The 24,874-nt window shown below is 62.4% G+C and carries 26 protein-coding genes; 16 read left to right on the top strand and 10 right to left on the bottom strand.

The annotated features are described in order from the left end of the window. Positions 1 to 440: 440 nt before the first annotated feature. Positions 441 to 692, top strand: a complete 252-nt coding sequence (locus NKI06_RS08765) for a hypothetical protein (RefSeq protein WP_155924205.1) — start codon at positions 441 to 443, stop codon at positions 690 to 692. A 26-nt stretch (positions 693 to 718) separates the two neighbouring features. Here NKI06_RS08765 and rpsT read toward each other — a convergent pair whose 3' ends face one another. The 4 genes from rpsT to NKI06_RS08745 all read right to left on the bottom strand — a co-directional run bounded on the left by rpsT (position 719) and on the right by NKI06_RS08745 (position 4,081). Beyond that, entirely contained in the window at positions 719 to 985 is a 267-nt protein-coding gene (gene rpsT, locus NKI06_RS08760; protein WP_023681995.1) for a 30S ribosomal protein S20, read from the bottom strand. 159 nt (positions 986 to 1,144) lie between these two features. After that, positions 1,145 to 1,918 (bottom strand): enoyl-CoA hydratase, encoded by a 774-nt coding sequence (locus NKI06_RS08755; RefSeq protein WP_023745278.1) that lies wholly within the window; start codon positions 1,916 to 1,918, stop codon positions 1,145 to 1,147. A 41-nt stretch (positions 1,919 to 1,959) separates the two neighbouring features. Further along, on the bottom strand, positions 1,960 to 2,850 hold the full coding sequence (gene mutM, locus NKI06_RS08750; RefSeq protein ID WP_352459188.1) for a bifunctional DNA-formamidopyrimidine glycosylase/DNA-(apurinic or apyrimidinic site) lyase: 891 nt from the start codon (positions 2,848 to 2,850) through the stop codon (positions 1,960 to 1,962). Beyond that, positions 2,843 to 4,081: a phosphopentomutase gene (locus NKI06_RS08745; protein WP_352984893.1), complete on the bottom strand. Its 1,239-nt coding sequence runs from the start codon at positions 4,079 to 4,081 to the stop codon at positions 2,843 to 2,845. Before NKI06_RS08745 ends, mutM begins: the two co-directional genes overlap by 8 nt. 166 nt (positions 4,082 to 4,247) lie before the next feature. On the opposite strand from NKI06_RS08745, the gene NKI06_RS08740 reads away from it, so the two are divergent. Further along, positions 4,248 to 5,201, top strand: coding sequence for a PhnD/SsuA/transferrin family substrate-binding protein (locus tag NKI06_RS08740; protein WP_352984891.1), 954 nt, complete (start codon positions 4,248 to 4,250; stop codon positions 5,199 to 5,201). A gap of 25 nt (positions 5,202 to 5,226) precedes the next feature. On the opposite strand, the gene NKI06_RS08735 is transcribed toward NKI06_RS08740, so the two are convergent. From NKI06_RS08735 to NKI06_RS08725, 3 genes are all read right to left on the bottom strand, one after another. Further along, on the bottom strand, positions 5,227 to 5,862 hold the full coding sequence (locus NKI06_RS08735) for a TadE/TadG family type IV pilus assembly protein (RefSeq protein WP_352984889.1): 636 nt from the start codon (positions 5,860 to 5,862) through the stop codon (positions 5,227 to 5,229). 25 nt (positions 5,863 to 5,887) lie between these two features. Next, positions 5,888 to 6,505 (bottom strand): TadE/TadG family type IV pilus assembly protein, encoded by a 618-nt coding sequence (locus tag NKI06_RS08730; protein ID WP_031196259.1) that lies wholly within the window; start codon positions 6,503 to 6,505, stop codon positions 5,888 to 5,890. Positions 6,506 to 6,660: 155 nt separating this feature from the next. Beyond that, positions 6,661 to 7,083, bottom strand: coding sequence for a pilus assembly protein N-terminal domain-containing protein (locus tag NKI06_RS08725; RefSeq protein WP_023681988.1), 423 nt, complete (start codon positions 7,081 to 7,083; stop codon positions 6,661 to 6,663). A gap of 345 nt (positions 7,084 to 7,428) precedes the next feature. Here NKI06_RS08725 and NKI06_RS08720 point away from each other — a divergent pair, with 345 nt between their 5' ends. The 9 genes from NKI06_RS08720 to NKI06_RS08680 all read left to right on the top strand — a co-directional run bounded on the left by NKI06_RS08720 (position 7,429) and on the right by NKI06_RS08680 (position 16,538). Beyond that, positions 7,429 to 7,599 carry a Flp family type IVb pilin gene (locus NKI06_RS08720; RefSeq protein ID WP_023681987.1) on the top strand — a complete coding sequence of 57 codons (171 nt, stop codon included), beginning with the start codon at positions 7,429 to 7,431 and terminating at the stop codon, positions 7,597 to 7,599. Between the two features lie 149 nt (positions 7,600 to 7,748). Further along, on the top strand, positions 7,749 to 8,267 hold the full coding sequence (locus tag NKI06_RS08715) for an A24 family peptidase (RefSeq protein ID WP_023740760.1): 519 nt from the start codon (positions 7,749 to 7,751) through the stop codon (positions 8,265 to 8,267). A 205-nt stretch (positions 8,268 to 8,472) separates the two neighbouring features. Then, positions 8,473 to 9,285: a Flp pilus assembly protein CpaB gene (cpaB, locus tag NKI06_RS08710; protein ID WP_023681985.1), complete on the top strand. Its 813-nt coding sequence runs from the start codon at positions 8,473 to 8,475 to the stop codon at positions 9,283 to 9,285. Next, complete coding sequence (locus tag NKI06_RS08705; protein ID WP_023681984.1) at positions 9,282 to 10,814, top strand: type II and III secretion system protein family protein; 1,533 nt, start codon at positions 9,282 to 9,284, stop codon at positions 10,812 to 10,814. Before cpaB ends, NKI06_RS08705 begins: the two co-directional genes overlap by 4 nt. A 14-nt stretch (positions 10,815 to 10,828) precedes the next feature. Further along, a complete protein-coding gene (locus NKI06_RS08700; RefSeq protein WP_023681983.1) occupies positions 10,829 to 11,566 on the top strand; it encodes a CpaD family pilus assembly protein in 738 nt (245 codons plus the stop codon). 54 nt (positions 11,567 to 11,620) lie between these two features. Beyond that, the gene (locus NKI06_RS08695; RefSeq protein ID WP_023681982.1) at positions 11,621 to 12,904 is read left to right on the top strand and encodes a CpaE/TadZ family protein; all 1,284 of its coding nucleotides are present in this window, start codon (positions 11,621 to 11,623) and stop codon (positions 12,902 to 12,904) included. Positions 12,905 to 12,933: 29 nt separating this feature from the next. Continuing rightward, positions 12,934 to 14,439: a TadA family conjugal transfer-associated ATPase gene (locus tag NKI06_RS08690; RefSeq protein WP_023738191.1), complete on the top strand. Its 1,506-nt coding sequence runs from the start codon at positions 12,934 to 12,936 to the stop codon at positions 14,437 to 14,439. Between the two features lie 29 nt (positions 14,440 to 14,468). Next, positions 14,469 to 15,482: a type II secretion system F family protein gene (locus NKI06_RS08685; RefSeq protein WP_023703461.1), complete on the top strand. Its 1,014-nt coding sequence runs from the start codon at positions 14,469 to 14,471 to the stop codon at positions 15,480 to 15,482. A gap of 39 nt (positions 15,483 to 15,521) precedes the next feature. Then, entirely contained in the window at positions 15,522 to 16,538 is a 1,017-nt protein-coding gene (locus tag NKI06_RS08680; protein WP_352984886.1) for a type II secretion system F family protein, read from the top strand. A 113-nt stretch (positions 16,539 to 16,651) separates the two neighbouring features. Here the strand turns inward: NKI06_RS08680 and NKI06_RS08675 are convergent, their stop codons facing one another. Continuing rightward, the gene (locus NKI06_RS08675; protein WP_352984884.1) at positions 16,652 to 17,473 is read right to left on the bottom strand and encodes a tetratricopeptide repeat protein; all 822 of its coding nucleotides are present in this window, start codon (positions 17,471 to 17,473) and stop codon (positions 16,652 to 16,654) included. A 224-nt stretch (positions 17,474 to 17,697) separates the two neighbouring features. Here NKI06_RS08675 and NKI06_RS08670 point away from each other — a divergent pair, with 224 nt between their 5' ends. From NKI06_RS08670 to NKI06_RS08660, 3 genes are all read left to right on the top strand, one after another. After that, complete coding sequence (locus NKI06_RS08670; RefSeq protein ID WP_352984882.1) at positions 17,698 to 19,059, top strand: leucyl aminopeptidase family protein; 1,362 nt, start codon at positions 17,698 to 17,700, stop codon at positions 19,057 to 19,059. Positions 19,060 to 19,121: 62 nt separating this feature from the next. Then, positions 19,122 to 19,472 (top strand): MarR family winged helix-turn-helix transcriptional regulator, encoded by a 351-nt coding sequence (locus NKI06_RS08665; RefSeq protein ID WP_023699486.1) that lies wholly within the window; start codon positions 19,122 to 19,124, stop codon positions 19,470 to 19,472. A 28-nt stretch (positions 19,473 to 19,500) separates the two neighbouring features. Continuing rightward, positions 19,501 to 20,361, top strand: coding sequence for a C40 family peptidase (locus tag NKI06_RS08660; RefSeq protein ID WP_352739585.1), 861 nt, complete (start codon positions 19,501 to 19,503; stop codon positions 20,359 to 20,361). Positions 20,362 to 20,504: 143 nt separating this feature from the next. Here NKI06_RS08660 and NKI06_RS08655 read toward each other — a convergent pair whose 3' ends face one another. After that, entirely contained in the window at positions 20,505 to 20,699 is a 195-nt protein-coding gene (locus NKI06_RS08655; RefSeq protein ID WP_245260071.1) for a hypothetical protein, read from the bottom strand. Between NKI06_RS08655 and NKI06_RS08650 the strand changes: the two genes are divergently transcribed. Beyond that, positions 20,607 to 23,096 carry a ligase-associated DNA damage response DEXH box helicase gene (locus NKI06_RS08650; RefSeq protein ID WP_352984932.1) on the top strand — a complete coding sequence of 830 codons (2,490 nt, stop codon included), beginning with the start codon at positions 20,607 to 20,609 and terminating at the stop codon, positions 23,094 to 23,096. The two genes, NKI06_RS08655 and NKI06_RS08650, sit on opposite strands and share 93 nt — an antisense overlap. Then, a complete protein-coding gene (gene pdeM / locus NKI06_RS08645; protein WP_352984880.1) occupies positions 23,093 to 23,809 on the top strand; it encodes a ligase-associated DNA damage response endonuclease PdeM in 717 nt (238 codons plus the stop codon). Before NKI06_RS08650 ends, pdeM begins: the two co-directional genes overlap by 4 nt. A gap of 4 nt (positions 23,810 to 23,813) precedes the next feature. Here the strand turns inward: pdeM and NKI06_RS08640 are convergent, their stop codons facing one another. Further along, positions 23,814 to 24,785, bottom strand: a complete 972-nt coding sequence (locus tag NKI06_RS08640; protein ID WP_352984878.1) for a quinone oxidoreductase family protein — start codon at positions 24,783 to 24,785, stop codon at positions 23,814 to 23,816. Positions 24,786 to 24,874: the final 89 nt, after the last annotated feature.

Raw genomic sequence — 24,874 nt, 5'->3', positions numbered from 1 at the left:
ATGGGATCGGTCCCGGCTGCTTAAGGCCAGTCCGTCTGACATGTTCGGGCAAAGCGGTGCTACCCGGCGAAAACGCCGGTGCGCCATCAAGCTGCCATGTACAATTACGCCAGTCCCCTATCGTATCGAAAAGGCAAGCCATACCCGTTCGCGGAATTGATCCACGTCATGAATTCTGCCACTGTTAGCTGGCCGATTCAGGCTGGGTTAAGGGCTAATGGCCCGTCCCTTTCGATAGATCGACATTACCGAAATCGCTGTGGATAGGGCAAGGCCACCTCTAACGGATTTTTAAGGAATCTGGTTAGTGAACAACGGTTCGGGCTCCGTGCTGGAAGCGCATATTTTGACAAAGCCATTGGGATTCAAACCCTTTTGCCGCGAATATGAAAATGGCTGTGCGGTTTGAAATTTTCTGAAATAATTCGCTTGACACCAACTTGCTGCCTATCGCCCACAGGCTATGTGAACAAGCTGTGGATCACTTCCAGCAAGCCACTGAAAAATATCAGCAATTTGTGACAGCCAAATTTATTGGCGTGGGCCGTTTCGGCGGATTGGAATATCAGTGGGAGTGTATGTGCCGGCAAAGCATTCCAGACTCTGGAATGCGGCTCGGGCGTGCTTTGCGGCCGTTCTTTTTAAGTGCTTGCCGGCAAACGAAAAAACCCGGCGCGATTGGCCGGGTTTGAAAGAACGACAGTTCAGGAACGGTCGATCAGGCCGACAGCACCTTGAGGCGGTGAGCCAGACGCGACACCTTGCGCGATGCCGTATTCTTATGGATCACGCCCTTGGTCGCGGCGCGCATCAATTCCGGCTCTGCGGTCTTGAAGGCTTCCAGCGCGGCTGCCTTGTCGCCCGCAGCCAGTGCCTCTTCGACCTGGCGGACATAGGTACGCACGCGCGAGCGGCGGTTCTTGTTGATCGCTGCGCGGCGGGCGATCTTGCGCGTTGCCTTTTTGGCCGAGGAGGTATTGGCCATGATGCCTCTCTTCTGATCTGGTGGGCGCATGCGGGATGCCGCAGGGCGCAAAAAACAAACGGGCAGCCAACGGCCGCCTCGGTTGGAGCGGCTTATAGTTCAGCTTTTCCGGCGCGTCAACGCCGCTTTGGCTTCTTTTTGGTCCTCGCCGCCGCCACTCTAGCGATTGGTGAAATTCGGCTTCCGCTTCTCGGCAAAGGCGGCCATCCCTTCCTTCTGGTCGTCGAGCGCAAACAGCGAGTGGAACAGCCGGCGTTCGAAGCGCAGTCCCTCCGCCAGCGTCGTCTCGTAGGCGCGGTTGACTGCCTCCTTGGCCATCATCACCGATGGCAGTGAAAACTCTGATATCCTGGCCGCGGCCTTCATCGCCTCCTCGATCAACTCGCCGGCCGGCACGACGCGCGAGGCCAGGCCGCTGCGCTCAGCTTCGGCGGCATCCATCATCCGACCGGTCAGGCACATGTCCATGGCCTTCGACTTGCCGACAAAGCGGGTCAGCCGTTGCGACCCACCCATGCCGGGAATGACGCCGAGCGTGATTTCGGGCTGGCCGAATTTCGCCGTGTCGGCGGCAATGATGAAATCGCACATCATCGCCAGTTCGCAGCCGCCGCCCAGTGCATAGCCGGCGACCGCCGCGATCATCGGCTTGCGGGTGCGGGTAAACTCTTCCCAGCCGACGAAGAAATCCTGCACATAGGCCTCGGCGTAGGTGACGGCCTGCATTTCCTTGATGTCGGCGCCCGCCGCAAAAGCCTTCTCGGAACCGGTGATGACCATGGCGCCGATGCCGGGATCGGCGTCGAACCCCTTTGCCGCCGTCAGCAAATCCGCCAGCACCTGCGCGTTCAGCGCGTTGAGCGCCTTGGGCCGGTTCAGCGTGATCAGGCCGACCTTGCCGCGCGTCTCGACGATGATGGTTTCATAGCTCATGGGCTGGCCTCCTGATTGCGGCACTGAAGGACCTGTCTAGCTTACCGCTGACAGGTCCGGCAATAAAAGGTCGAGCGGCCGCTTTGCACGATGCGCTCGATGTGGCCGCGACAGCCGGGCGTCGGACAGGGCCCACCTTCGCGATCGTAGACCGCGAAGGAATGCTGGAAATAGCCCAGCGACCCGTCTGTGCGCACATAATCGCGCAGCGAAGACCCGCCGGCGGCGATCGCATCGGCGATCACCGAACGGATTGCCTCGGCCAGTCGTTCGCTCTGTTCCTTGGCCTTCTTGCTGGTCCCGGCGATGGTGCCTGCCTCGCGCAATGGCGAAAGGCCGGCGCGCCACAGCGCTTCCGATACATAGATATTGCCGAGCCCGGCAATCAGCTTCTGGTCGAGCAGCGCCGCCTTCAACGGCGATCTGCGGCCCTTCAGCAGCGAGGCGAGCAGGGCGCCTTCCAGCGCATTGCCGGTCGGCTCGACGCCCAGTCCCGCCAGCATCGGATGCGCGTCAGCCAGGCCTTCCGCAAACAGCATGAAGCCGAAGCGACGCGGGTCGTTGAAGACCACGCGAGACTGGACGCCGACAGGCGACACGACATGGAACACCACATGGTCGTGCTTGGCATCCTTCGAGCGCTCTTGATAGAACGTGCCGGGCGTCTCTTTGTCATCAGCGGTCTCAATGCGGAACGAGCCCGACATGCCGAGATGGCAGATCAGCACCGGGCCACCGTCCAGGTGTATGGTGAGATATTTGGCGCGGCGGCCAAGCGCGGTGACGGTCTTGCCGGTCAGCCGCTGCGCAAATTTCGCCGGAAACGGAAATCTGAGATCGGGCCGGCGCGCCTCGACGCGCACGATCCGCGCGCTTTCCAGAACCGGCTGCAGGCCGCGCCGGACGGTTTCGACCTCGGGCAGTTCAGGCATGGCCGCCTATCGCCGCATGGAAGGAAGCGCCGTGGCGGCCGCGCGCCAGCTTGAGGTGTTCGGCGACCGTCTCGCCGATATCGGCGAAGGTGGCCCTGAGCCCGATGTCGCCGCCCGTGAGACCCGGTGCGGTGCCGATGACCGGGACGCGTTCGCGCGTGTGGTCGGTGCCACGCCATGTCGGATCGTTGCCATGGTCGGCGGTGAGGATGAGCAGATCGCCCGGCTTCAGCTTTGCCAGTGCCTCGGGCAGCCGGCGGTCGAAGGCTTCGAGCGCCGCAGCATAGCCGGCGACGTCGCGGCGATGGCCGAACTCGGTGTCGAAGTCGACGAAATTGGCGAACACCAGGTCGCCGTCGCCGGCATCGTCCATCGCGCCCAGCGCCTTGTCGAACATTGCCATGTTGCCGGGCGCCTTGCGTACTTCCGAGATACCGCGGTGGGCGAAGATGTCGCCGATCTTGCCGACCGCGATCACCCGGCTGCCGCGCCCGGTCAAGCGGTCGAGCAGCGTCGGCTCAGGCGGCGGCACGGCGTAGTCATGGCGGTTGTAGGTGCGCTCGAAGGTGGCCGATGTTTCGCCCAGGAAAGGCCGTGCGATCACCCGTCCGATCTTCAGCGGATCGACCAGCCGGCGTACCGTCTTGCAGAACTCGTAGAGCCGCTCAAGGCCGAAATGAACTTCGTGCGCTGCTATCTGCAGGACGGAATCGACCGAGGTGTAGCAGATCGGCTGGCCGGTGCGGATATGCTCCTCGCCGAAGCGCTCGATGATCTCCGTGCCGGGCGCATGGCAGTTGCCGAGAATGCCCGGCACCTTGCCCTCGCGGATCATCGCTTCGGTCAGTTCGGCAGGGAAGGCGGGCACCTTATCGGGGAAATGGCCCCAGTCGAACCGCACGGGCAGCCCGGCGATTTCCCAGTGACCCGACGGCGTATCCTTGCCGCTCGAAATCTCCTGCGCGGCGCCGTGGAAAGCGGAGGCTGAAACGGCGGCTTTGCTGTCGAATTGGAAGCCGGTTGCGGTTTCTGCTGCGCGGCCGAGACCGAGCGAAACCATGGTGGGCACCTTCAGCGGTCCCTCGCGCAGGCCCTCGCGATCGGCGCGGGCTTCCGCGCAGGCCAGCGCGATATGTCCGAATGTGTTCGAGCCGGCGTCGCCATAGCGTTCGGCATCGGCGGCGCCGCCAATGCCGAAAGAATCGAGAACGAAGAGGAAAGCGCGTGACATCGGTGCCGTCATTGCCAGTCTGGTTGACCAGACATAAGGTCCCGTCGCGGCATTGGCAAATCGCAAACCAGGCGGCAACGGCCTGACGCGATGGTCGCGAAGTCGGGCAGGCGCATCCTTGAGACATGCGATGCGCTTCAAGGAACGGCGTGCGGGGCATGGATCGATGAGACGGGCTGGCCTAGGTTGGAGTGCACTGGCGACCACTGTAGCGCTGCTGGCCTCGCAGCTCGCGGCGCACGCCGACTGGCGCGACCAGATCGGCACGTTTCGGATCGGCATCGTTGCCGAGCCGGGCGCCGGCAACACGGTTCCGGGTCTGGCCTTGCTGACTGACGCCTACGGCAAGGCGCTCGGCATGAAGGTGGAATTCGTCGTCGCGCATAACTATGCGGCGCTGATCGAGGCACAGGCCAATGGCCGGATTCAGTACGCGGTCTATTCGGCGGCCGCCTACGCCACCGCCTCGGAGCGCTGCGGCTGCGTCGAACCTCTTGTGGCGCCGGTCGATGCCGACGGTGCCACGGGGATCCGCTCCGTGCTTTTGACGCGCGACGGCAGGCTTTCCGGTCTCGCGGCCCTGGAAACGCACCGCATCGCCATGGCGCCTTCCGACAATGTCGGCGGTTCGCTTCTACCGCTCGCCGGGCTGGCGGCCGACGGCATCAAGATCAGCCAGGATGCGCCATTCCTCGCTCATGCCGGCTCGGCTGCCGCCGCAGAAACGATGCTGGTCGATGGCCAGGCCGATGCCGTGTTCGGCTGGGAGCGGGCCACGGCGGAAAACCGGACGGCGATTGCTGGCGATCAGCCGGCTGATCCGGACGGCACGGCGGCGCGACTGGAGGCGGCGGGCATTCCAGAAGCCGCGCTCCAGATCATCTGGACCTCCGGCGTGCTCAGATACGGCCCTCACGCCGTCCGCAGCGATCTTGACCCCGAAGCCAAACGCCGACTGACGGTCTTCCTCACCAATCTCAGATCGCAGTCGCCGGAAATCTACGATTTCGTGGAATCGAAACATTCGGGAGGGTTCACGCTCGCCGCTGCGAGTGACTATGCGATGGCCGCTTCCATCGTGCGCCTGGTGTCGGGCAGCACGGACAGCAGCGCGCAATGACCCGGGTTGAATGGGTAGAACTGCTTCAGCAATTGCTGCAGGGGATCGAGGTGGCCCGGCGCGGCCTGAGATAGTAGGTTTCGCTCATCGTTATTTTGCCTTCGTTGAAGACCGAGATAAATCCGAGCGGCTTTTCGGCGCTTTCCGACCAGGAGATGATCGGTTCATATTTGAGAGTGGTTTTGACACGAATAAGGAAAGTCCCCGCAACGTTGAGCGTCGCCGGAACAGTTGTGGAGCTTGTCGGGTTGGAGTCGCGGCTCGTGACCCCATTCAGCACGCGCCAGGACCACGCCACCTTCGCCTTCGGTGTCGGGTTGCCCGGATCGGCTTCGATGTCGATTGCTGTGATGAAGATATCGGCGACTGAGCGGTTATAAGGCTGAAGGCTGGAGTTTCCGATCTTCATAATGTCGGTGAGATCTGCATTGACCACCGACGTTTGCTGCGTGACGAGGTCGGCAACCATGGAGCTGATGCGGCTGACCTTCTTGCTGGCCTCGATGGCTTGCGAGGCCTCCATGGTAACGAAATACATGATCAGCAAGACGGGCACGATGAGGGCAAACTCGACCGCCGCTATGCCCCGACGATCGGCACAAAACCGCGCCGCTCTCTTCCAGATAACCGATATCCCCGGATGTGCCCCCGCACGAGACATGCCCTTTTCCTTTGCTACACGTGCCTCAGTTGTCGAATGGCTCGTTTTGCCACGTTGCCGTTGCGTAATGCAGCGTCTTGCCGCCATCCATATTCGACATGTATTGAGCCATGAAATCGGTCATGACCGGCCAAGGGTAGAAAACCCGCAGCATGTTCTTTGATTCTGCCGGACCTATTGTGGGGGTCCCGAAAGCCGGGTCCTTGCCTGTATCCGGATCCTTGCCCGTCAGCGTGATGGTCGAGCCGGAAATCTTGAAACCCGCACTGGCTGCCCCGGCAAAGGTCTTGAACGGGCGCAGATCAACCAGCAAACCGGGGCAACCCTTGGCGACAATGATCTCGAGTCTGGCGCAGACCCTCCCCTTTAGCTTCTCTTCCGTCACATCGGCTTGCCTCAACTGGCCAGTACGCAATTGACGGGCGATATCATCGGTGATGTTGGCCATCACCTCCTGTCCGGCAAATGAAATGCAGCTCTCGAGGATGGCGAAGACGAGAGCCGCAAACGGTAACGCAAGCATGGCGAATTCTATCGCCGTGCCGCCGCGCCGATCACCAAGGAAACGACGGGCAAACGTCACGCGCCCTGCCTTGGCCTTGCAGATCTTGCGTCTTGAATCCTCGTCCAAAACGTCGCCCATAACCCGTTCCTGCCGATCCTGATGCGGTACCGTCAGCACCACTATCAAGAACCCATTTAGCTCCGGTTTGAATGACCGTTAAATTCGACCAGGCGACGTTAACCGGCCGCTAACCGACGCGGCTCTCCCCCAGACAATCAAGTCACCTGAGGCGCTTACTGCCCAGCGCTCATCTCGGCCTCGGACGACTTTTCCGAGTCGCTCTTGTACGAGCTTTCGCAATAGGGCGTGCAGGACATGGTCTGGACCGAGGCGCGCCTGTAGATACGCACCGACGACGCGTCCTGGCGCACTACGGTCACCTGCTCGTCGACGATCGGGCTGCCATCGTGGTCGAGGACAACCAGATTGGTCACGCCGAACCCCTTGCCCGTCAGCACGATCGTCGATGCATCCTGGACGGAGGCGTCGGCGATCGCCGGATTGCCGACGACGATGGTGTCGGCGGGGCGTGTCAGTTTGACGATCTTGGCCTGGTTCATCGTCACTTCGATGCCGGCTCCGGCCTTGGCCGGCAGCACGAAAGCCGGGACGGCGAGAAGCGCGACAAGCAGGAATGACGATTTCATGGCGGTCATCAAGGCGCTCCACAGCGGCAAAACTTGTTCACGGAACATGAAGGAGATTGGTGAACCAACGGTTAAACCCTTGACCGGCGCCGGGTATTCGCTCCAATCTTGCTGCCAGCTGATATAACAATGCGTCCTGCCGATAGCCGTGAAATTACAGCTTTTCACGGGCAGGCGAGCCACTGTCCAGCGTTTAGTTTACGGTTAACCACGCAAGCTGTTCGAAGCGGGAAAGGAATCGGTAAGGCTGTTTATTAAGCCGATTGAAAGAGCTTCTCCGTAGATTGGCAGCATCCGATCAACCACCACAGAAGTTGACGGAAGTGCTGTAACACGTGGAGTAGGAGCTCTCGAATGTCTAATCTCATCGCACGTTTCGCGAAGGACGAATCCGGCGCGACCGCTATCGAATACGGTCTGATCGCCGCTCTCATCGCGCTTGCCATCATTTTTGGCGCTGGTCAGCTCGGCAACGCCCTGAACAACAAGTTCATCGCCATCGCCGGTAAGGTGAGTGGTTCGTAATACCCTGGTTGCCTTAGAGATAGGGGCCGCCTGACTGGCGGCCCTTATTTCATCGCGTCGGGCGGTTTTGAGTAACCCAGTCTCATCGATCGTTAATCATATATGTCTAGGCTGAGGCTGGACACAGTTGGCAACAGGGTGTCGCGCCCATGCTCGAAGCGTTGATCTTCGTCATCTTTCCTTTTTGCATGCTCTTCGCCGCGATCTCCGACATGCTGTCGATGACGATCGCCAACCGCGTACCGGTGCTGCTGCTGGCGGTGTTTGCACTGGTTGCGCCGCTGACGGCCATGGACTGGGCAACCTATGGCTGGCATTTCGCCGCCGGCGCCCTAGTGCTGGCCGTGACGTTCGGTCTGTTTGCACTCGGCGGCATGGGTGGCGGCGACGCCAAGCTGCTCGCCGGCACCGCCGTCTGGATGGGGTTCAACATTCACCTTGTCGAGTATCTCGTGATATCGACGTTCATCGGCGGACTGCTGACGCTCGCCATCCTTCTCTACCGGAAATCGCCGCTGGCGATTTACACCAGCCACAATGTATTCCTGCGCCATTTCGCCGACGACACGACTGGCGTTCCCTACGGCATTGCACTCGGCATTGGCGGGCTGCTGACCTATCCGGATTCACCCCTGATGGTTTGGGCACTGGCAAAGCTGGCGAACTGAAGCAGCAAGCAACCTTTGCCGCTCCGACATCGGTCTGAAAAGAGGCGGCTGGTCGCCCTTTCTGTCGTCGGAGCAAGGGTCCGTCCAATTTATGTAAACCTTAAATTAATCACGATCGTAAGCATTGCATTAACCTTGTTTTGACGATTGCCGCTGCAAAGTCCGGCCTGGCTAGGTGGTTGCCTAAAGGCGAGGGTTCGGACAGATGCCAGCATCCCGACTGATTATTCTGGGCGTGGCGGTGGCTGCGGCGGGTGGTGCAGGTTATGTTGCCAAGAATATGGTGGCGGTCCCGCCCCAGCAGGTCGTCGCCGATGCCCCGCAGGCGCCGGCCATTGCGTTGCAGGATGTGCTCGTGCTTTCCGGCGACGTGCCGATGGGCAGCCCACTTGAGAACAATCTCAGCTGGGAGTCCTGGCCGTCCGATGGCATCAATGCGAATTTCATCACCCGTGCCGCCGAACCCGAAGCGCGGGAGAAACTGAAGGGCTCCGTCGCCCGCATGGCGATGTACACCGGTGAGCCGCTGCGGCGCTCCAAGCTGATCGGCGAGGGGCAAAGCTTCATGTCTTCGATCCTGCCCACCGGCATGCGTGCCGTCGCCACCGCGATCTCGGCTGACACGTCGGCAGGCGGGTTCATCCTGCCCAACGATTTTGTCGACGTCATCATGACCCGCAGATCCGACACCGGCAACGGCGGCAGCGGATTCACCACCGAGACCATCCTCAAGAACATCCGCGTCCTGGCGATCGATCAGACCATCCAGGAGGACGAGGAAGGCAAGAAGACCAGGGTCGGACAGACGGCGACGCTGGAGCTGACGCCGCAGCAGGCCGAGATCATAACCGTCGCCCAGCAGATGGCCGATCGCCTGACGCTGGCGCTGCGCTCGATCACCGACAACAAGGAAAAGGGTACCGATGAAGCCGACTACCTCGTTTCCGGCAGTGGGCGGCGCGGAACGGTGCGGTTGATCAAATCGGGCGAAGTTTCCGAAGTAGGGGCAAGGAAATGAGGTTAGTCGCTAAACTGCCGGTCACCATGGCTGCAGCCGTCGGCCTGCTTTTCCTCGGAGCCCATGCAAGTGGCCTCGGCGACGCCAAGGCCGCCGGAAAGAGCGTCGGGGTCACGGCCTCGACCGCCACGCAACGTGTCAAGCTCGGCCTCAACAAATCGGTCGTCATCGATCTGCCGAGCGACGCCTACGACATCCTTGTCGCCAATCCCGCGGTCGCCGATGCGGTGACCCGCACCGCAAGGCGCATCTATCTGTTCGGCAAGTCGGTGGGCGAAACCAACATCTTCGTCTTCGGTCCCAATGGCGAGCAGATTGCCAGCCTGGATCTGGCCGTCGAACGCGACGTCGCCGGATTGGAAGACTACCTCAAGCGCTTCCTTCCGAATGCCGAGATCAAGGTCGAATTGCTGAACGACAACGTCGTCCTGACCGGGACGGTGGATACGCCGCTCGATGCCAAGCGCGCCGTCGATCTGGCAACCATCTTCGTGTCCGGAGGTGAAGCGACGACGGGCCAGTATTCGCAGACCGCGGCCGGCGGCAATGCCAATGGCGGCGTCGACATCAACAACCCGGATGCCGAACGTCGGGTCTCGAAGATCGTCAACCTGCTACAGATCATCGGCGACGACCAGGTGACGCTGAAGGTGACCGTGGCCGAAGTCAGCCGCTCGGTGATGAAGCAGCTCGGCGTCAACATGGTTGGCAGCGGCAGCATGGACGGCATCGCTTACGGTGCGCTGAGTTCGCCCAACTACGGTTTGGGAAAGCCGCTTTCGCAGAATTCAGGCTTTAACTTGGGCGGCAGTGGCCTCAAAGCCTACATCAATGCCATGGAGCAAAGCGGCGTCATGAAGACGCTTGCAGAACCGACCCTCACCGCGGTTTCGGGCGAGAAGGCAACGTTCAGGGTCGGCGGCGAATTCAATCTCATCACCGCACGTACGAACAACGTTTCGACCGACAACCAGACCGGCCAGGTCACCTACACCAACGAAAAGCTGGAATACGGCATAGGCCTCGAGTTCCAGCCCGTTGTGCTGTCGGCGGGTCGGATCAGCCTCAAGGTCAGAACATCGGTTTCGGAGCCGACCTCGGAAGGTGCTACCACCCTGGAAGGCGGCGGCAGCTTGCCCGGCCTGACGCTTCTGTCGATCCGCAAGAGACTTGCCGACACCACCGTCGAATTGCCGTCGGGCGGTTCGATGATGATTGCCGGCCTCGTTCGCGACGACGTCCGCCAGGCTGTATCGGGCTTGCCCGGCCTGACCAAGATCCCGGTGCTCGGCACGCTATTCCGCAGCCGCGATTTCGTCCGCAATGAAACTGAACTGGTCATCATCATCACGCCTTATCTGGCTCGGCCGGTGGCGCGCAACGACCTGGCTAAGCCGGACGACAATTTCAATGCCGCCGGCGATGGTCCGGCCATGTTCCTTGGCCGCGTCAACCGCGTCTACGGCACCATGCAGACCGACAAGCCCAACGGCCGCTACCACGGCGTTGTCGGCTTCATCTACAAGTAAGCGGGGAAGCGGACATGTCTCAGTCAGCATCAAAGGTACTGGCGATTGCCGCAACGGCATGGTCTGGCCGTGGCCGGATCCGCCGATCGGCAATGCCGATCCTGGCGGTCGCGATCGCCGCCTCGCTTGCCGGTTGCGCTAAGCGCGACAGCATCACGGTTGGGGCGATTCCCGATGATTATCGCACCACGCATCCGATTGTAATTGCTGAGAAGAACCAGAAGCTCGACCTCCCGGTCGGCGCCGGCGATCGCGGCATGACCGGCTCGCAGCGCGACACGCTTCTGGGCTTCCTCGACGGTTACGACAAGAGCGCTGCCCCGGCGCTGACGATCGCAACCCCGATCGGCTCGGCTAATGAGGTCGCGGCGACTGCCGCGGCGCGCGATTTCGCAAGGCTGGCGGTTGCCAGCGGCATCAAGCTAAACCGGATCGTGGTGACCTCCTACCAGTCGGTTTCCCCGGAAGCGTCGGCGCCTATCCGCGTTTCCTATATTTCGGTGAGAGCCCAGACCGACAAATGCGGGCGCTGGCCCGAAGACATCCTCGAAACCTCCGAAAACAAGCACTACGCCGATTACGGCTGCTCGTCTCAAAACAACCTCGCCGCGCAACTCGCCAATCCGACCGATCTGCTCGGGCCAAGAAAGTCGTCCGACATCGACGCCGAGAACCGCGGCGCGGTGATCGACGTCTACCGCGGCAGAGGTATTTCGGACGAGTTCCTCGGCAATTCGGAAGTGACGTACTAGGAGCGCCGGTCCCGCGTAGAGACCGAAAGAGAAGTCACGGAAAAGAGCATGACAATGAGCAATCTTGCCTACGATACGCCCGTAGACGGCGGCGACAGCTCGCAATTGGATATTGCCGCGATGCAGGCGCTGCGGCCGGTTCCGCGTATTTCCATCCAGGCATTTTGCGAGACGGAAGGTGTCGCGCATCCGGTGGAGCGGGCCGGCGAGGATCGCCGCATGGCCAAGGCGCATCTGAAAGTGCATATGGGCGGCATCGCCACGGCGATCGAATTCTACCAATCCGCGCCTACGCCGAACCTCATCCTTCTGGAGTCGCGCAGCGAACCGAAGCAGTTGCTGGAGCAGCTTGCCCAGCTTTCAGAATATTGCGATCCCTCCTCTAAAGTCGTGGTGATCGGCCACTACAACGATGTCGGTCTTTACCGCGAACTCATCCGCTTCGGTATTTCCGAATACGTCATCGCGCCCGTGTCGATGGCCGATATTGTCTCGGTGGTTTCGTCGATCTTCGTCGATCCGGAAGCCGAGCCGATCGGCCGCTCGATCGCCTTCGTCGGCGCCAAGGGTGGCGTCGGCTCCTCGACCATCGCCCACAATGTGGCGTGGGCGATGTCATCGCTGTTCAAGTCGGAAGTGGTCGTCGCCGATCTCGACCTGGCTTTCGGGACGGCCAACATAAACTTCGACCAGGACCCTGCGCAAGGCATCGCCGAGGCCGTGTTTTCGCCCGAACGCGTCGACGAGGTTTATCTCGACCGTCTGCTTGCCCAGTGCGCCGAACACCTGTCGCTGCTCGCCGCGCCCTCCACCCTCGAACGTGTCTATGATTTCGATCCCGATGCCTTCACGCAACTCATCGATACCGCCCAGCGCAGCGTGCCGCTGCTGGTGCTCGACGTCCCCCATATCTGGACGGGCTGGACCAAGAACACACTGATCAAGGCCGACGAGATCGTCATCACTGCGACGCCGGAATTGGCCAATCTGCGCAACACCAAGAATCTGGTCGATATGCTGACGCGGCTTCGCCCGAACGATCCGCCGCCGAAACTGATCATCAATCAGGCCGGCGTGCCGAAACGGCCCGAGATTTCCGCTTCCGACTTCGCCGAGCCGCTCAGCCTCACGCCGATGTCGGTCATCGCCTTCGACCCGTTGTTGTTTGGAAATGCCGCGAACAACGGCCGCATGCTGGGCGAGATGGATCCCAAGAGCCCGGTCGTCGGCATGATCAACGAAATCGCGCACGTGCTGACCGGTCGCAGCGAAATCAAGGCCAGGAAGAAGGCAGGCCTTGGCGGCCTCCTCGGCAAGCTCTCGCGTAACAAGAAATGACGCTTCTCAAGCGAAATTGGTAGTCGATCATGTTTGGAAAAAGAGGCTCCGACGACGGCGGCCGGTTCACCCCGGAGTTCCGTCAGCCAGCGTCAGCGGCGCCGGCTGCTGCAACGCCTGCGGACATGGCGGTACTTGCCCGACCCCCGGCAGCGCCGCCGCCGGGAGCGCTGGCAACGCCGCCAACTCGCCGTGCCGTTGAGGCGCCGTCGATGGCGCCGGAGCCGCCAAAAAAGATCCAGCGCGAAAAAAGCGAAACCTACTACGACACCAAGAGCCAGGTCTTCTCCGCGCTCATCGACACCATTGACCTGTCGCAACTTGCGAAACTCGATCCCGAGAGCGCGCGCGAGGAAATCCGCGATATCGTCAACGACATCATCGCCATCAAAAATTTCGCAATGTCGATCGCCGAGCAGGAAGAGTTGCTCGACGACATCTGCAACGATGTGCTAGGCTACGGGCCGCTGGAGCCGCTGCTCGCCCGCGACGATATCGCCGACATCATGGTCAACGGCTCCAAGAACGTCTACATCGAAGTCAACGGCAAGGTCGAACAGACCGGCATCCGCTTCCGCGACAATCAGCAGCTGCTCAACATCTGCCAGCGCATCGTCAGCCAGGTTGGCCGCCGCGTCGACGAATCGAGCCCGATCTGTGACGCCCGTCTTCCTGACGGGTCTCGCGTCAACGTGATCGCGCCGCCGCTCTCCATCGACGGCACCGCGCTCACCATCCGCAAGTTCAAGAAGGACAAGCTGACGCTCGATCAGCTGGTCAAGTTCGGCGCCATCTCGCCGCAGGGCGCCGAGATACTCAAGATTATCGGCCGCGTCCGCTGCAACATCGTCATCTCCGGCGGTACCGGCTCCGGCAAGACGACGCTGCTCAACTGCTTGACCAACTATATCGACCGCGAGGAACGCGTCATCACCTGCGAGGACTCGGCCGAACTGCAACTGCAGCAGCCGCACGTGGTACGTCTCGAAACCCGCCCGCCCAATCTCGAGGGCGAAGGCGAGGTGACCATGCGCGACCTGGTCAAGAACTGCTTGCGCATGCGGCCCGAACGCATCATCGTCGGCGAAGTGCGCGGACCGGAGGTTTTCGACCTGCTGCAGGCGATGAACACCGGCCATGACGGGTCGATGGGAACGATCCACTCCAACAGCCCGCGCGAATGCCTGAACCGTATCGAATCGATGATCGCCATGGGCGGCTATTCGCTGCCGCAGAAGACCGTGCGTGAAATCGTCGTCGGCTCCGTCGATGTCATCATCCAGGCAGCACGCCTTCGCGACGGCTCGCGCCGCATCACCCACATCACCGAGGTGATCGGCATGGAAGGTGACGTCATCATCACGCAGGACATCGTGCTCTACAACATCAAGGGCGAGGACTCGAACGGAAGGCTGCTTGGCGAGCATGTGTCGACCGGCATCGGCCGTCCGCATTTCTGGGATCGCGCCCGCTACTATGGCGAGGAACAGCGCCTCGCCAATGCTCTGGAATCGATGGAGAAACGCGCTGACTAACGCATATCCAGGCGTGGGGACTGAGGTCGATGTTCGGAATTGATACCACCGTACTGGCGTTCATCGTGCTCGCCGGCTTCAGCGCCGGTGCGGTCGCCTATGCCTTCCTGTTCACCAAGATGAGCAACGAGAAGCAGGCCGGCAAGCGGCTCGAGACGATCAAGGCCGCCGAGACCGATCGTTCGGTCGTCAAGGCTTCGCGCGACCGTGTCGCGGAGGCGGTCAAGCGGCGTAAATCTGTCCAGGACACGCTGAAACAGCTCGACGAAAAGCAGAAAACCAACGAACTCGCCGTCAAGAAGCCGCCGTTGAAGGCCCAGATTCGTCAGGCCGGCATGCAGGTCTCGATCGAGCGTTTCTATATCTACTCCGTCATTTGCGGCATCGCGCTGACGGTGCTCGCCTATCTCGCCGGCGCGCCGCTACTTGTCCTGCCGGGTACGCTTCTGGCCGGCGCGCTCGGCCTGCCGCGCTGGTTCGTCTCGTTTCGCCGCGCGCGCCGGGTCAAGGCGTTCCTCAACGAATTTCCCAACTCCCTCGACATCATCGTGCGCGCCGTCAAATCCGGCCTGCCGCTCAACGACGCCATTCGCCTGATCGCCAATGAATCGCCGGAGCCGGTCAAGACCGAGTTCCGCCGGATCGTCGATTCGCAGCAGGTTGGCATGTCCATCCCCGACGCCACCTTGCGCATGGCTGAGACCATGCCGTGCAGCGAGGCAAGTTTCTTCGGAATCGTTATCCAGATCCAGTCACAGGCCGGCGGTAATCTCTCCGAGGCGCTAGGCAACCTTTCGCGCGTGCTTCGCGATCGCAAGAAAATGAAGGCCAAGGTCCAGGCGCTGTCCATGGAAGCGAAGGCGTCGGCCGTCATCATCGGCGCGCTGCCTATTGTCGTCGCCCTTCTCGTCTATCTGTCGAGCCCGAACTACATCATGCCGCTGTTCACCACCAGCACCGGCAATCTGATCCTTGGCTGTTCCGGCGTGTGGATGTCGATCGGCATTCTGGTGATGCGCAAGATGATGAACTTTGAAGTTTAGGCCCACCTTGGAAAGCTCGAACGAAAAGACTGAAAACGGATGACCGACCAAGTCGTAAAATCGCTGACCGATCCTGCCTTCCTGATCGCATTGCTGGTCGGCGTTGCGGTGTTCGCGACCGTCTTCACGTTGCTGCCGGCGCTTGGCGGCAATCAGCTCAAGACGCGCATGAAATCGGTGGCGCTGGAGCGTGACGAATTGCGCGCCAAGCAGCGCTCGCGGCTTGCCAACGAAGCCGATCGCCGCCGCAAGGGGCTGCGCGAAGAGCAGTCGATCGGCATGCGCAACATCGTCGACAGGCTCGACCTGCGGCGTGCGTTGGCCGATGAAGGCACGTTGCAGAAGCTCAAGGTGGCGGGCTTTCGTGGCCAAAACCCGCTGACGCGCTTCCTGTTTTTCCGCCTGATCCTGCCGTTTGTGGGTTTCGCGCTGGCAGCGATCTATCTGTTCGTGCTCGGCGGACTGCCTGACCGGCCGGCCTTCGCGAAACTGTTCGTCTGCATTCTCGTCGCCTACGCCGGCTTCTACGCGCCGATCCTTTACGTCAACAATCGTGCCGCCAAGCGCAAGCAGTCGATCCAGGCGGCGTGGCCGGATGCGCTCGACCTGATGCTGATCTGCGTCGAGTCGGGCATGTCGGTCGAGGCTGCCTTGCGCAAGGTCTCCGAGGAGATCGGTTCGCAATCGGTGGCGCTGGCGGAGGAATTCGTGCTGACCAATGCCGAACTCTCTTATCTGCAGGAACGCAAGCAGGCTTATGAAAACCTGTCGGCTCGTACCGGCCTGGAATCGGTGAAGTCAGTGTCCCAGGCACTGGTCCAGGCGGAACGCTACGGCACACCCGTGGCGCACGCATTGCGCGTGCTGGCCGCGGAAAGCCGCGACATGCGCATGAATGCAGCCGAGAAGAAGGCCGCCGCCCTGCCGCCGAAGCTTACCGTGCCGATGATCCTGTTCTTCCTGCCGGTTTTGTTCGCCATCATTCTGGGCCCAGCCGGCATTCAGGTCAGCCAGCGCGGCATCTTCGGCGACCAGCACAATTCCTCAAGCCAGTAGGCCTCGTTGCAGCCATACAAAGAGCCGCACTGCCAATGCAGTGCGGCTCTTGGTTTTCAGCGTTGATGCGTGGACGGATTTTGCGCTGTGCGGAGCCGGCGCCCATGCGGCGCTCAGTTGGTCGCCGCCTTTGCCTTGTCCTGATCCTTGAGCTGGCTCCAGGCGTTCTGCTGGGCAAGCATCTGGCGAAGATAGGCTACATTGGCTTGCGCCTGTTCGGGCGAAAGCTCCTGCGAGGCGATCTTCTCGGCCTCGTCGAAGCGGCCCTGCAGTCCCACGACCAGCGCCAGGTTCTGGCGCACCCGGCTGTCGGCATTCGGTTGCTGGGCTGCCGAGCGCATATAGGTCTCGGCGGTGCGCAGATCGCCTTCCAGCACATAGGACATGCCGAGATTGGAAAGGATCGAGGGTTCGTTCGGCTTGAGGTCCAGCGCCTTGCGGTAGTTCTGGCGCGCTTCATCCTTCTGGCCAAGCTGGTCGAGAATGGCGGCCTCGGCCGACATCAGCCGCCAGTCCGGATATTCCGGCGTCTGCGCCCGGCGCACGGCGTCGAGCGCCGGCTCGAACTGGCCGTTGGCGGCCAGCGCCTTGCCGTAGGCGGCAAGCACGTCGCGATCCTTGGGGTAGGCGATCGCCAGCTTGCGCATCACGGCAAGCGACTGGTTGGCATCGCCGTCCATCTGGAGCGCCGCCGCAAAATTTGTCGCCAGCCGCTTGTCGTTGGGGTTCTTTGCGTAGGATTCGCCGAGCCGCCCGGTCGCCCCGTGCAACTCGCTGGCCGACATGGTTTCAAGCGGTTTGCCGCTGGTGCGCCCGATCGAGCCGGTCGTGAGCTTGCTGGTTCCGCACCCCGCAGCACTGGCCGCCAGCGCCATCAGCAGCGCCGTGGTGACCAACCGTTTGCCCGTGACGTTCATCCTTCGGCTGGTGGGCATCGGCACGGGGCTCTCCATTCTGCGCGTGGCCATCTTCATCCCTGCAGAAATATTCTGTTAACCCTAACGGACAGTTAAAGAGCGAGCCGTCGGATCGGTGAACGGCCGCCGGAAGCCACTGACCTGGCACGTCCCATGCTCGGCTCTGTGCATAGATGTTGAAATCATTCGACGTCCCTGTCACTTGACTGAGGACGATCTGCAAGCCTCCCGGAGACCATCGAATGCCCGTCGAACTCGTCGAGACACTAAACACTGCCTTGCCGGTCCATCTGGTCGCGAGGGATGGACTGGAGGCCTTGGGGCTTTCGCCTTCCACGATCGCATGGGCGGCCGCCAACGGCTTTTCCGGCGAAGCCGGCAGGACGCTCGCCGTCCCCGGCTACAACGGTTCCCTTGCTGGCGCCTTGTTCGGCGTCGGTGACGGCGAGGGCGCGCTGGCCGTCGGCATGCTGGCGAGAGCCTTGCCGGAAGGCGACTGGCATTTTGCCGCCGCTCCAGCCGAGCCGGAACTCGCGGTCATAGCCTTGGTGCTCGGTGGTTACGTCTTCACTCGCTACGGCAAGAAATCAGGCAAGGCGCTGCGTTTCGCGCTGCCGCTCGGCGTAGATCCAGGACGTGTCCGGGGCATCGCCGACGGCGTCTTCCTGGCGCGCGACCTGGTCAACACGCCGACCAGCGACATGGGACCGGACGAGTTGGAGAAGGCGGTTCGGACCCTGGCGGCCACTCACAAGGCCGAGGTGTCGGTGATCAAGGGCGATGATCTCCTGAAGCAGAATTTCCCTATGATCCATGCGGTCGGCCGCGCCTCGGTCGGCGCGCCGCGCCTGATCGACATGGTCTGGGGACCCGAAGGCGCGCCGAAGGTGACGCTGGTCGGCAAGGGTGTCTGCTTCGACACTGGCGGCCTCGACATCAAGCCGTCCTCGGGCATGCTCTTGATGAAGAAGGATATGGGCGGCGCCGCCAATGTGCTGGGCCTGGCCTCGATGATCATGGCTGCCGGGCTGAAGGTGCGGCTGCGCGTCCTGATCCCGGCGGTCGAGAATTCGATTGCCGGCAACGCCTTCCGGCCTGGAGATGTACTGACCAGCCGCAAGGGCATTACCGTCGAGATCGGCAACACCGACGCCGAAGGGCGGTTGGTGCTGGCCGATGCGCTGGCGCTGGCCGATGACGAGGAGCCGGAACTGCTGATCGACATGGCGACGCTGACCGGGGCAGCGCGTGTCGCGCTCGGGCCCGATCTGCCGCCTTTCTACACTGGCGACGAAGTGCTGGCGTCCGAACTGGCTGCGGCCTCCATGGCCGTCGAGGATCCGTTGTGGCGCATGCCGTTGTGGCGGCCCTATGACGCCAGGCTGGCGTCGAAGATCGCCGACATCAACAACGTCACCACCGACGGCTTCGCCGGTTCGGTCACCGCGGCGCTTTTCCTCAAGCGCTTTGTCGAACGGACAACGGGCTGGGCGCACTTCGACATCTTCGCCTGGAACCCGTCCGATCGCCCCTACGGACCCGCCGGCGGAGAGGCGCAAGGCATCCGTGCACTGGAGCGGGTCATTTCGAGGCGCTATGCCTGACGCCCTGAGACGGCCACCAAAACTGAAACGGAACCGAAACAATTTGCCGTCATGCTCGGGCGATGTCGATTTCGATGCGTCCGAGCCAGGCGATGCGGCTGTGGCAGCAGGTGATGCTGTCGCAGGTGCGCGCCGGCGCGCCAGATCTCACCATGCGCCAGACGGCGATCCTGTTCACCATCTATCTCGACCCGCCGCCGCACACGGTGCGCGGTCTAGCCGCCCGCCTCAATGTCACCAAGCCGGTTATCACCCGCGCGCTCGACACTATGGGTGCGCTGAAACTGGTGTCGCGCCATCGCGACGAGCTCGACAAGCGCAATGTGCTGATCCGGCGCACGGTCGAAGGCGCGCTCTTTGTCGAGCGCTTCGGGGATGGTATCGTTGCCAAGGCTCATGAACTGCCCATCTGATCAATCCATGAACTAGACGAGTACCGATTTGACTGCCAGGGACGCCCGCCTCCACGCCTTCCGTTCCGACCTCGCCGATGCCAGGCTGAAAGGGGAGGTGTCGGCCGATCGCTTCGTCACCGGCCGTCCGGCCCGGATCACAGCCTCCGTGGCTGACGTGCGCAAGGCACCGCGCCCGGATGCCGGCGTCAACACGCAAATTCTGTTCGGCGACGATGTGCTTGTCTTCGAGGAAGCCGAGGGATGGGCCTGGGTCCAGGCCGAACGTGACGGCTATGTCGGCTACGTCGGCGCCACCATGCTGGGCGCACCCGAGCATGCGCCAACCCACATCGTCACGGCGCCGCGCACCTTCCTCTATCCTGGCCCGGATCTGCGCTTCCCGATCAGCGGCCAATTGTCGATGGGCTCGACGGTGACTGTAACCGGTGCCGCCGAAACGCGCGGCACGCACTATGCGCTGTTGCCCTCCGGCGAGGCGCTGATCGCCGGCCATATTTGCCCGGTCAGTGACATCGCCGCCGACTATGTCTCGGTCGCCGAGATGTTTATCGGCACGCCCTATCTCTGGGGCGGCACCTCCGGCTTCGGCATCGACTGTTCGGGCCTTGTGCAACTGGCCATGCGCATGGCCGGCCGCAATGTGCTGCGTGATTCCGACATGCAAGCGGCAGGCCTCGGCGAGCCGCTCGATCCGGGATTCGATTATGCCGGACTGAAACGCGGCGACCTGGTGTTCTGGAAGGGCCATGTCGCGATCATGACCGACGCCGAGACAATGATCCACGCCAACGGCCACACCATGCTGGTCTCGCGCGAAGGGCTGAAGGATGCGGTTGATCGGATTGGGTATCTGTATGGCGGGCCGACTGGGTTTCGGCGGCCCTAGCGCATCTTCCTCGCCCGTTCACGGGGAAAGGTGCCCGAAGGGGCGGATGAGGGGCGACGCCAGCGACTGAAAGGTCGCGCTGCGCCTCACTTGCCGGCCGGCATCCCTCTCCCCGTAAACGCGGCGAGGGATAGCTCGGCCGATCACCTTTTGTTCCGATTTTCCTTGGCGATCGCGCGCCGTCGCGCTACCTCTTTCGCGTGACCGAGCAGCCGCGCCTTGCCAAACAGAATGCCGCCGTCCTTCTGCCCGAGCCATTCATCAGATGGTTTGGCGAAAAAGGCTGGTCGCCGCGCGCTCACCAGATCGAGCTGCTGGCGAAGGCTCAAGCCGGGCAATCGGTGCTCTTGATCGCACCGACCGGCGCCGGCAAGACGCTGGCCGGCTTCTTGCCATCGTTGACCGAACTGGCCAACCGCCCCAGACGCAAAGCCGGTATGGCACGGCGCGGCATCCATACGCTCTACATCTCGCCGCTGAAGGCGCTGGCCGTCGACATCGAGCGCAACCTCGGCAAGCCGGTGGAGGAGATCGGCCTGCCCGTCACGATCGAGACGCGCACCGGCGACACGCCTTCCCACAAGCGACAGCGCCAGAAGCTGGCGCCGCCCGATATCCTGCTCACCACGCCCGAGCAATTGGCGCTGCTGATTGCGGCGGGCGATGCCGGGCGCTTCTTCGAGGATCTGCGCTTTGTCGTGCTCGACGAGCTGCATTCGCTGGTGACATCGAAACGCGGCCATCTGCTGGCGCTCGGGCTGGCGCGGCTGCGCAGCATCGTGCCCGGCCTGCAGACGATCGGTCTGTCGGCAACGGTGGCCGAGCCCGACGAATTGCGGCGCTGGCTGGTCAGCCAGAATCCACCGGGAGACATGGCTGAACTCATCGTCGTCACCGGCGGCGCGAAGCCCGAAATCTCGATCCTCGATTCGGAAGAGCGCGTGCCATGGGCCGGCCATTCGGCGCGCTATGCGACGCCGGAAATCTATCGCGAGATCAAGCGCCACAAGACCACCCTGCTGTTCGTCAACACCCGCAGCCAGGCCGAGCTGCTGTTTCAGGAATTGTGGCGGGTCAACGAGGATACCTTGCCGATCGCGCTGCATCACGGCTCGCTCGATGTCGCCCAGCGCCGACGCGTCGAGAAGGCGATGGGGGAAAACGCGCTCCGTGCCATCGTCGCCACCTCGACGCTCGACCTTGGCATCGATTGGGGCGATGTCGATCTCGTCGTCCATGTCGGCGCGCCCAAGGGCGCCCGCCGGCTGGCGCAGCGCATCGGCCGCGCCAATCACCGCATGGACGAGCCGTCGAAGGCGATCCTGATCCCGGCCAATCGTTTCGAAGTGCTGGAGTGCCGGGCAGCGCTGGACGCCAACTATCTGGGCGCCCAGGATACGCCGCCGCTGGTCAATGGCGGGCTCGATGTGCTGGCCCAGCATGTGCTGGGCTGCGCCTGCGGAGCGCCGTTTCGCGCCGACGATCTCTACGAGGAAGTGCTGACAGCAGCGCCCTATGCCAGCCTCGACCGGCCGACATTCGACCGCGTCATCGATTTCGTCGCCACCGGCGGCTACGCACTGAAGAACTACGAGCGCTACGCCCGCATCCGCCTCAACAAGGACGGCATGTGGCGGGTCTCCAATCCGCGCGTTGCCCAGCAATACCGGCTGAATGTCGGCACGATCATCGAGGTGCCGGCGCTCAATGTGCGATACGTCAAGGCCGGCAGCAAAGGCTCGGCTTCGCACGGCGGCCGGGTTCTGGGCAAGATCGAGGAGGCCTTCCTCGAAACGCTGACGCATGGCGACACCTTCATGTTTGCCGGCAAAGTCCTGCGCTTCGAAGGCATCCGCGAGAACGAATGCTTCGTCTCGAATGCGCCGGGAAGCGACGCCAAGGTGCCTTACTATGGCGGCGGCAAATTTCCGCTTTCGACTTACCTCGCCGAGCAGGTGCGCGCCATGCTGGACGACCCACAGCGCTGGAAGAAGCTGCCCGAGCAGGTGTCGGATTGGCTGCGTTACCAAGCCGACAAATCGGTATTGCCCAAACGCGACGACCTGCTGATCGAAACCTTTCCGCGCGGCAACCGTCACTATCTCGTCGCTTATCCTTTCGAGGGCAGGCTGGCGCACCAGACGCTCGGCATGCTGCTCACCCGCCGGCTGGACAGGGCCGGCGCCAGGCCGCTTGGCTTCGTCGCCACCGACTACGCATTGGCCATCTGGTCGCTGGGCGATATGGGCGCGATGTTCAAATCGCGGAAACCTTCGCTTGGCGCTCTGTTCGACCAGGACATGCTGGGCGACGACCTCGAGGCTTGGCTGGCCGACAGCTGGCTGCTCAAGCGCACCTTCCGCAACTGCGCGCTGATTTCAGGCCTGATCGAGAAGCGCCACCCGGGACAGGAGAAAAGCGGCCGTCAGGTCACCGTCTCGACCGATCTGATCTATGACGTGCTGCGCAGCCATGAGCCCGACCACATCCTGCTGCAGGCGACGCGCGCCGACGCGGCGACCGGTCTGCTCGATGTCAGCAGACTTGCCGACATGCTCTCGCGTATCCGGGGTCGAATCGTGCATAAGGCACTCGAACAGATATCGCCGCTGGCCGTGCCGATCATGCTCGAAATCGGCAAGATGCCGGTGAACGGCGAGGCCGACGAAACGCTGCTGATGGATGCCGCGACTTTGGTCGAGGAAGCCATGGGCCCTGGGATGGTTGAGGAATGAATTTTTCGCTGGCGCGGGCATCGCTGATCGCCGAGGCCGACTTTGTCGGCATCGCCGGCGAGCGCGCGGTCTGTGATTCGCGCGGCGTGCTCTATTTCCCTGATCTGCGGCTGCTTGCGGTCTCTGACCTGCATCTGGAAAAAGGCTCGTCCTTCGCCAGGCGCGGCGCGCTGATCCCGCCCTATGACACCGGCGCCACTCTGCTGCGGCTGCAAGCGGTGATCGCCGACTACCAGCCGGCGATGGTCATTAGCCTGGGCGACTCCTTCCACGACGGCGGCGGTGCCGAGCGCATGCATGCGAGTTTTCGCGAGCGGCTGGAAGCGCTGATGGCCGGCCGCGACTGGTTCTGGGTCGCCGGCAACCATGACCCGGAAGCGCCGGCGGATTTGCCCGGCGAGACGGTGCGCGAACTCGCCATCGGCTCGCTGCTGTTCCGCCACGAGCCGTCGAAGGTAAGAACCGAGGGCGAAGTTGCCGGCCATCTTCACCCTTGCGCCCGCATCGTCCAGCAGGGCCGCTCGGTTCGGCGGCGCTGCTTTGCCGGCGATGGCGGCCGCATGATCATGCCGGCCTTCGGCGCCTATACCGGTTCGCTCAACGTGCTCGACCGCGCCTATGCCGGGCTGTTCCGCCGCGAGGCGTTGATAGCCTATATGATGGGCGCCGCGCGCATCTTCGCCATTTCCGGTTCGATGCTGCGGCCGGGCTAAGTTTCTACGGTATAAGCACGGTTGCGCCTGTCGTCTGCCGTGCTTCGAGCCGGCGATGCGCCTCCGCCACTTCGGCAAGCGGCATGCTTGTGTGCACCGGGATTTTCACTGCGCCGCTGAGGACGACGCTGAACAGATCCTCGCTCATGGCGACAACGTCCTCACGCCTGGCGAGATGATGGAACAGCAACTGCCAGGTGGCGAACAGCGAACCCTTTTGCATCAAAAGCATGATGTCGAATGGCCGGATCGACCCCGACGCTGTGCCGTAGCTGACGAAGGTGCCGAACGGCCGCAGGCAGTCGAGCGAGGCGGGGAAGGTCGCGTTGCCGACGCCGTCATAGACGACGTGGCAGCCTTCGCCGTTGGTGACCTCTTTCACCCGTGCGGCGAAATTCTCTTTGCTGTATTCAATGACATGGTCGCAGCCATTGGCGCGCGCAACTTCGGACTTTTCGGGTGAACCGACCGTGCCGATGACGGTCGCGCCGAGATGTTTGGCCCATTGCGTCAGGATGAGGCCGACGCCGCCCGCCGCGGCATGCACCAGGATGGTATGGCCCGCCTCGACGCGAAACGTGCGACGCAGCAGATATTGCGCCGTCAGCCCCTTCAGCATCATGGCCGCGCCCGTCTCGAAATCGATGGAGTCGGGCAGATGCACGACGAAATGCGCCGGCACGATGCGTTCTTCGGCATAGGCGCCGAGGGTCTCGACATAGGCGACTCGGTCGCCAAGCGCGAAGCCGCTGACGCCTTCACCGACGGCGACGATTTCGCCGGCGCCTTCATTGCCGAGAATGAATGGCAGAGCGGGCGGCGCGTATTCGCCGGTGCGAAAATAGATGTCGACGAAATTGAGACCGACCGCCCGGTTGCGCACGCGCACCTCGCCCGGTCCGGGCTGGCCGATGTCGACATCTTCGTAGGCGAGCACATCTGGCCCGCCATGGCGGTGAACACGGATCGCTTTCATGGTTTTCTTCCCTGCGCTGTTCCCTTGAGTGTGAGATAGCGCGTGGCGGGATATCATTGTAGACTGATACCGGTGACATCAGAGTTCAA

This window comes from Mesorhizobium sp. M0772 (assembly GCF_040320135.1).
Classification (GTDB): Bacteria; Pseudomonadota; Alphaproteobacteria; order Rhizobiales; family Rhizobiaceae; genus Mesorhizobium.
The sequence above is the reverse complement of the archived record's forward strand: the minus strand, read 5'-3'. Positions and strand labels throughout refer to the sequence as shown.